Below are 6,789 nucleotides of genomic sequence, written 5' to 3' on the forward strand. Positions count from 1 at the left end.
CCCGAGGACATCGATCTTCCCACCATAAAGACCAACATCGCAAAGCTGGCCCGGCGTCGCGCCATCGGAAAAGCCGCCTTCGCTAAAAGCCGCCCATCAGAACGCTGAAAGGGCCGACACCGGACGATTACGCCGGTGCGGGCAAGAACGGTTCTCAAACGGGTATTGGGGGCTAAAAATAAGTAGGTCTACAGACCGAAACCCGACCTCTGCTGAGGTCGATGGCGTGGCTGGACGCGATCCGTGGAACTAGGCTGCGGCCGGAGTCGATCCCGATACTGAGTTCTCGCTTGCGGCTTTCGGGCATGGATTCAAGCTGCAGATCGCTTTCGATACTCTTCGTCAGTCGGTTCGCCTATCAAGGCACCCCATCCAGCATCAACCACCACGCGGCGACAGCAGCACCAACTCGGCCGCTTCTTCGGCGTCTGCCAGGAGCGTCTTGCGTGGCGCTCCTAACTGCGCATGCATCGTCAGACCGCGGGCAAGGTCGATAACCTGGCGCGCGCGCGTGGTGACAGGAAAGTCAGATGGGATTTCTCCCGCGCTGATCCCGTCGCGGAAGCGGCGTTCCACGAGCGCCACGCCGCCTGCGGCGGCGTCCTTCAGAAACTGCCTGACTTCAGTGTCGTCCACGAGCGGCGCGACGCACACCATCAGGCATCCCCGGACCGAGCCTTCCTCGGTCGCAACGTCCACGGCGTGTCTCAGGAAGCCGGCGATCGCGTCGCGAAGAGCCGGTGGCGCAAAGAGCGCCTTCGCCGCGACAGCGCCTTTTCGCTCTGCATATGTCCGGAGGACGCGCAGGAACAGCGTCCGCTTGTCTCCGAAGACGGAATACAGGCTTTGCCGGCCCACACCCATGCCGGCGATGAGATCGTCGATCGCTACACCGTCGTAGCTTTTCGACCAAAAGATCTGCGTCGCTTTGTCCAGTGCCTCGCTCTCGTCGAAGGTTCGGGGGCGCCCACGACCCCTGCTCGAATTTCTTAGCATTTGGTCCAAAAATCCTTGACCATGTGTTCTACCCGAATATATTAGAAATAAGTCCAAAAATAGCAAGCTGGCTCGTGGCCTCGCGATCCGACCTTCTCTCACGGTGGAACCAAATATGAGACATTCAATCGCTCTCGTCACCGGCGCTACGTCCGGGCTCGGTTACGCCGCAGCTCGCTTGCTCGCCGATGGGGGATGGCAGGAGGTCATAGTAACGGGGCGCAGCCTGGCCAAGACCAAGGAAACGGCCGCCCAACTTGCCGACGAGACCAAGAAGCGGATCTTCACGCCGCTCGAGCTTGATCTGAACAGGGCCGCCAGCGCCAAGTCTGCGGTCGCCGAGCTGGTCAAGCGCGGTCGGCCGATCGATTTTCTGCTGCTCAATGCCGGACTGGTCCCAACCAAGAAGCGCGTGATCACTGCGGAGGGCGTTGAAGCCTCCCAGGCCCCGCTGATCGGCCATCATGAACTGACCGTTGGGCTGCTCAACGCCAACCTGTTGAGCCCCGAGGCGCGGATTGTCATCACCAGCGCGGAGCCTGCTCGCGGGGGTGTGCCCATGTTCAAATATACCGACCTGCCGGCGTTCGCAGCCAAATACTACGGGGGCGACCGAACCGCGGCTGCTGAAGCCCTCATTCGCAGCGGACCAAAGGTGAAGTACTCGCCTAACACTGCCTACGCCGACGCGAAGCTCATGATCGCCTGGTGGGCCGAGGCGCTGGCGCGCCGGCTACCGTCCGGTATGGCCGTCTACGCTGTCTCGCCCGGTGCGTCGAACGCCACCAACGTCGCGCGAAACGCTGGCCCGTTGTTGAAGTACCTGATGATTCCGATCGTGAATCTCATTCCCGGCATGAATCAGACGCCGGAGGTTGCGGCCAGTCGCTACATCCAGGCGTCGGAGTTCGGGACCGACGTCTCAGGGCAATTCTTCGCCTCGGCCAAAGGGAAGTTCTCAGGCCCGATGGAACTGCAGCGAGAGCCACACCTCCACGTTCGCGCCAGCCAGGAAGCCGCATGGCGCGCCGTCGTCAAGGTCTCCGGCGCCGACCTGTCGCACCCGGCATCTTTGAGCGCGGTGTCCTAACACCTGACCACCGTCGCGTAGCAGAAATATCATCCGAATTTGTCCAAAACTCCACAGGCGCAATGGCGTCCCAGGAGAATGTGAATGGCACGGTATCAAGATAAGAAAGTGGTGATCCTCGGCGGCACCAGCGGCATGGGGCTCGCGACGGCGAAGATGCTCCTCGATGGCGGTGCGCGCGTTCTCGTAACGGGCCGCTCGCAAGCCGGCCTGGACTCGGCCAAGCAGGAGCTTGGAACAGACGCCCTCGTAGTTTCGAGCGACGCGCGGTCGTTGACCGACATCGACGCCCTCGCCGCTCAGGTGAAGGCCGAGTTTGGCACCATCGACCTCCTTTCGTCAATGCGGGTTTCAGCACCCCAGCGCCCCTCGCGAACGTCACCGAGGCTATCTACGACGAGATGTTCAACCTCAACGCCAAGGGGCCGTTCTTCGCGGTCCAGAAGTTCGCGCCGCTCATCAACCGGGGCGGCTCCGTCGTCCTCACGACCTCCGTCGCCAACGTCAAGGGACTGCCCGGGCAAGCTACCTACGGGGCTGCCAAGGCCGCGCTGCGATCGTTGGCTCGGACGCTCGCAACCGAGCTGCTTCCGCAGGAGATCCGCGTCAACGCCGTGTCGCCCGGTCCCATCGCCACGCCGATCCTCGACAAAGTGTTTACCGATAAGGAGATGGCTGCCCAGGTCCGGGAGAAGACGATTGGCATGATCCCGATGAAGCGCTTCGGGACCTCTGAGGAGATCGCGAAAGCCGTGCTCTTCCTCGCCTTCGACGCGACCTTCACGACTGGTCTTGAGATTCCGGTCGATGGCGGCTGGTCGCAATTCTGAAGGGGGTGAGTGAAATGAAGATGAGAAGAATCGTAAGTGCCGAGAGCAAAGTCGGAGTTGTCATGCAGGTGGAGGACGTTCTCGACACCGAAACCGCCGATCGGGTCACGAATATCTGGGGCTTCGACAAGATTCCCCAGTTGCCTCTTTCGCCTGATCAAGTTCTCGGTGAATACAAGCGGCTTGGGATCTTCGGACCACAGGACTCGGTCCGCGTCGATCTCCAGGTCGTTCCCCCTGAGAAGGCAGGCGAGACCGATCTCGGGGCCTTGATGGCCAAGATCGATTTCGGCACCGGCGGGGGAATGACCCCCAGCGAGCTCGGCGGTGCGATGCACCGGACCGACACCATTGACCTCGCGGTGGTGCTCAAGGGTGAAGTCGATATCGCCTATCCGGGAGAAGACGGCCAAGTGCGCTCGGTCACGGCCAAGGAGGGCGACTTCTTCGTGCAGAACGGGGCCTTTCACGAATTCCACAACCGGTCGGACGATCCGTGCGTGATCCTCATGTTCGTCTTCGGAGCCCAGAGGCAGGCAGCCTGATTGGCGAGGCCCATCAATTGCGGCCGGACCTCCCCCCAACGAAGAAGGAAACAGGATGTCTCAATTGAACATTCCGACAACCTACGCGGCGAAGGTGACAGTTCCGCTTCCAGACGACGACGTCATCAGGCCGGTTATCGAGGCCTACTATGGCGCCCCCTATCAGCCCGATATGACGCTGAACGTCGTCAAGATGTTCGCGGGAACGGGTGCTCACTTTGCGGGCGTGATAGATACGGTCAACGCGATCTTCGGCCCTGAGGGCATCAACCCCAAGCACCGGCAGACGTGCATGATGCGCGTCGCCAAGGGTCTCAACGCGCCCTACGAGTGGCAAATTCACTCCGCGATCGGCCGCAACGTAGGGCTCAGCGAAGACGAAATCGCCGCGTTCGCCTCAGATGGGCCGGTCACCGGCGTCGGCTCGGACTATGTTTTGCTTTGCCGGGCGTGCGACGAGCTGACCGGTGCCAAGACGCTGACCGACGATACGCTCAGCGAACTTCTGGCGATGTTTGGTGAACAGTCGACCCGCAAGTATATCTTCTCGATCTCCATTTTTATTTTCATGGGCGTGGCTGAACGGCTGCCGCGTCCCGCTGGAGACCACCGACAAGATCGACAAGACGACGAAAAGCAACCCGGCTGGGTCAGCTGTCAAGCAAACTGGCGCTGGCGAGGGGTAGTTCAAAACGAAACGGCAAGCCGACCCGGCGGCCTCCTCGCGGAAAATCGATGGCGGCCTGACGGCTGTCTACCTCGAAGGATCTAGCGCAGCGCCGATTATTACTTCCGAGGAACCCCTGATGAGACCGGCGGCAGGCGATGCCAACCGCTAGAAGGATGACAAATGTTCCTATTGAAAGACAAGATCGCTGTCGTCACGGGGGGCAGCAGCGGGATCGGCCTTGCGACCGCCGAGAGGTTCGCTGAACAAGGCGCACACGTGTTCATAGCCGGCCGGCGTCAGGCCGAGCTTGACGCCGCCGTCGCGCAGATCGGCGAGAATGTCACCCCCGTAAAGGCCGACATCTCAAAGCTCGATGACCTCGATCGCCTCTATGAAACCGTCGCGAAGAGGGGGAAGATCGACGTGCTTTTTGCAGGTGCGGCCTTCGTCGAAAAGATGATGACCCCCGAGGCTACGCCCGAGCATTTCGACCAGGTCTTCAGTACCAACGCTCGCGGCACCTATTTCACCGTGCAAAAGGCGCTCCCTTACCTGAATGATGGTGCGTCGATCATCCTCGTGGCGGCGGCCGGGAAGAACAAAGGCTTCCCCGGCCGCAGCGCTTACAGCGCCACCAAGGCGGCGATCCGGTCATTTGCCCGGACTTGGACCAGCGAACTGAAGGATCGGGGCATCAGGACCAACGTGCTGAGCCCGGGCGCGGTCGACACGCCCATGTTCGCCGATCAGTTTCCGTCCGGAGAGGGCGCGGTCGAAGCCCGAAAGCAGATTGTCGCGATGACCCCCTTGGGACGCCTAGCGTATCCCGACGAAATCGCCTGCGCGGCGTTGTTCCTCGCCTCGGACCTCAGCAGCTACGTCGCCGGCATCGACCTTCCCGTCGATGGCGGCCTGACGGCCATCTAGCCCGAAGGACTAGCGCAGCGCCGATCATCATTTCCGAGGAGCCCCTGATGACACACACAGCCAATTTTGCCGCCCCGGGGCCGGGGAAATTCCGGCGCATCCTCGCGGCCGCCTGGGCTTTCCTGCAGGCGATGGAGTCCACTAACTTCGACTACACGCTCGACCGCATCGAGCGCCTGGAGGGGGAGGTGGCACGACTGAAGGAGGAGCTGCGCCAAAGCCACGATCCATCACCGTCGGTGAGCCGCCACAACCCGCCGACAATGTGGAATATGGCCTCAGGCAAGTTCTCGCAAATCAGTGTCGCGGAACAGGGTCGCCTCGCCTTTCTGTCGGGCCAGATCGCAGCGGCGCCCGGCAGTCAGGACACGCCCAAGGACATCGCCGGCCAGGCAAAGCTCGCGACCGCCAGCCTCGCCGCCGCACTCGATGATCTGGAGGCGTCTGCACAAGACATTGTCATGATGCGCGTTTACGTCGTTAACGCGACTACGGAAGCGTTCCAGCAGGTCCTAACCGCCCTTCTTGAATTGCTCGGGGACGCCATGCCGAGCATGAGGACGATCGGCGTTCAGGCACTCTATACCCCCGAGATTCTGGTCGAGATTGAAATGGTGGTGCGTCTCCCTGCAGTGGCAGCATCAAAGTTCGTGGAGTGACCTTTGAATGCGACGCTTCGACGAAATCATCGACCTAGCGGCCGAGCGTCACGGCGGCCGGGACGCGCTCGAGCGAATGCTCGCCGAAACCCGGCCCTTGGCGCCGCAGGACATCGCCAAGATCCCCGACGATCGCATCCTCGCAGCCATGACGCGGCGCGTATTCAGCGCCGGCTTTTCCTCGAAGATCATCGACGCGAAGTGGCAGTCCTTCGAGTCTGCTTTCGAGCAGTTTGATCCTGCCCGCTGTGCGTGGATGACCGAGGAGCGCATCGATGAACTGCTCAAGGACAAGGATATCGTCAGGAACGGCGCGAAGATCAAATCCGTGCAAGAGAACGGGCGCTTTCTAACAGAGCTGGCCGAGAAGCACGGCAGAGCCGCCCGGTTTCTGGCGGAATGGCCCGACGACGACTATGTCGGACTCCTCGGTTTTTTGAAGAAGAATGGGAGCCGGCTCGGCGGCGAGACAGGAATGCATTTCCTGCGCTCGATTGGCAAGCCGGCTTTCATCACGATGCCTGATGTCGTGAAAGCGCTCATTCGCGAACAGGTGCTCAGCAAAAGCCCGGCCGGGAAAGGCGATTTTACGAAGATCCAGGCAGCTCTGAATCAGTGGTCGAACCAATCCGGTCTCGATCTGACATCAATGAGTCGAACGCTTGCTATGAGCGTCGGGTGACAACCAAGTCGAAGTTCGATTGAGGGTGCGGTGACTGTTGAACTTCAGAAAATGCAATGGGCGATCACCGTGTCGCAATTTCGAAGTTTGCGACAAGCCGCCGAGAAATTGAATGTGCGGCAATCAACGTTGAGCCGACGAATGCGCGACCTTGAGCAGGAGGTCGGCGCTACTCTTTTCGAGCGCACGAACGGCGGGACCCGGCTGACGCCGGCGGGCCAGGAATTCCTTGAGACGGCGCGACGGATCATCGAAGAAACCGCTGACCTGCCACTGGTTTGTCATCCAGCGGCGATTAGAGCCTCAGCCGGTTTTACGCCGTGTGGCGTGGGGCTAGCAACGGGCGATCGGCGGAGCTGGTCTGGGTTGCGCAGCCGATCGTCCGTTGCG

At 61.2% G+C, this 6,789-nt stretch carries 9 protein-coding genes and 1 pseudogene; 9 read left to right on the forward strand and 1 reads right to left on the reverse strand.

What is annotated here, in order from left to right:
• Positions 1 to 378: 378 nt before the first annotated feature.
• A complete protein-coding gene (locus AE618_RS11575; protein ID WP_054209228.1) occupies positions 379 to 996 on the reverse strand; it encodes a TetR/AcrR family transcriptional regulator in 618 nt (205 codons plus the stop codon).
• A 115-nt stretch (positions 997 to 1,111) separates the two neighbouring features.
• Between AE618_RS11575 and AE618_RS11580 the strand changes: the two genes are divergently transcribed.
• From AE618_RS11580 to AE618_RS29255, 9 genes and pseudogenes are all read left to right on the forward strand, one after another.
• Positions 1,112 to 2,086: an SDR family NAD(P)-dependent oxidoreductase gene (locus tag AE618_RS11580; protein ID WP_054209229.1), complete on the forward strand. Its 975-nt coding sequence runs from the start codon at positions 1,112 to 1,114 to the stop codon at positions 2,084 to 2,086.
• Between the two features lie 156 nt (positions 2,087 to 2,242).
• Positions 2,243 to 2,365, forward strand: a pseudogene (locus tag AE618_RS29140) (short-chain dehydrogenase); the annotation flags it as partial.
• A gap of 110 nt (positions 2,366 to 2,475) precedes the next feature.
• Complete coding sequence (locus tag AE618_RS11585) at positions 2,476 to 2,916, forward strand: SDR family oxidoreductase (protein ID WP_349236433.1); 441 nt, start codon at positions 2,476 to 2,478, stop codon at positions 2,914 to 2,916.
• Positions 2,917 to 2,978: 62 nt separating this feature from the next.
• Positions 2,979 to 3,461 carry a cupin domain-containing protein gene (locus AE618_RS11590; protein ID WP_197280759.1) on the forward strand — a complete coding sequence of 161 codons (483 nt, stop codon included), beginning with the start codon at positions 2,979 to 2,981 and terminating at the stop codon, positions 3,459 to 3,461.
• A gap of 64 nt (positions 3,462 to 3,525) precedes the next feature.
• A complete protein-coding gene (locus AE618_RS11595; protein ID WP_197280760.1) occupies positions 3,526 to 4,233 on the forward strand; it encodes a carboxymuconolactone decarboxylase family protein in 708 nt (235 codons plus the stop codon).
• A 78-nt stretch (positions 4,234 to 4,311) separates the two neighbouring features.
• Positions 4,312 to 5,058, forward strand: a complete 747-nt coding sequence (locus AE618_RS11600) for an SDR family NAD(P)-dependent oxidoreductase (RefSeq protein ID WP_054209232.1) — start codon at positions 4,312 to 4,314, stop codon at positions 5,056 to 5,058.
• A gap of 47 nt (positions 5,059 to 5,105) precedes the next feature.
• Entirely contained in the window at positions 5,106 to 5,717 is a 612-nt protein-coding gene (locus AE618_RS11605) for a RidA family protein (RefSeq protein WP_054209233.1), read from the forward strand.
• A 7-nt stretch (positions 5,718 to 5,724) separates the two neighbouring features.
• Positions 5,725 to 6,399 (forward strand): DNA-3-methyladenine glycosylase I, encoded by a 675-nt coding sequence (locus AE618_RS11610; protein WP_054209234.1) that lies wholly within the window; start codon positions 5,725 to 5,727, stop codon positions 6,397 to 6,399.
• A 30-nt stretch (positions 6,400 to 6,429) separates the two neighbouring features.
• Positions 6,430 to 6,789 (forward strand): LysR family transcriptional regulator (locus AE618_RS29255; RefSeq protein WP_156330227.1); only part of this gene is annotated, 360 nt, incomplete at its 3' end.

The sequence above is a fragment of the Allobosea vaviloviae genome (genome assembly GCF_001298265.1).
Classification (GTDB): domain Bacteria; phylum Pseudomonadota; class Alphaproteobacteria; order Rhizobiales; family Beijerinckiaceae; genus Allobosea; species Allobosea vaviloviae_B.

What these genes read in the sequence shown, in the direction of transcription:
- AE618_RS11575 (WP_054209228.1), bottom strand. Translation starts at nt 996, where the DNA reads ATGCTAAGAAATTCGAGCAGGGGTCGTGGGCGCCCCCGAACCTTCGAC.
- AE618_RS11590 (WP_197280759.1), top strand. Translation starts at nt 2,979, where the DNA reads ATGCAGGTGGAGGACGTTCTCGACACCGAAACCGCCGATCGGGTCACG.
- AE618_RS11580 (WP_054209229.1), top strand. Translation starts at nt 1,112, where the DNA reads ATGAGACATTCAATCGCTCTCGTCACCGGCGCTACGTCCGGGCTCGGT.
- AE618_RS11610 (WP_054209234.1), top strand. Translation starts at nt 5,725, where the DNA reads ATGCGACGCTTCGACGAAATCATCGACCTAGCGGCCGAGCGTCACGGC.
- AE618_RS11600 (WP_054209232.1), top strand. Translation starts at nt 4,312, where the DNA reads ATGTTCCTATTGAAAGACAAGATCGCTGTCGTCACGGGGGGCAGCAGC.
- AE618_RS11605 (WP_054209233.1), top strand. Translation starts at nt 5,106, where the DNA reads ATGACACACACAGCCAATTTTGCCGCCCCGGGGCCGGGGAAATTCCGG.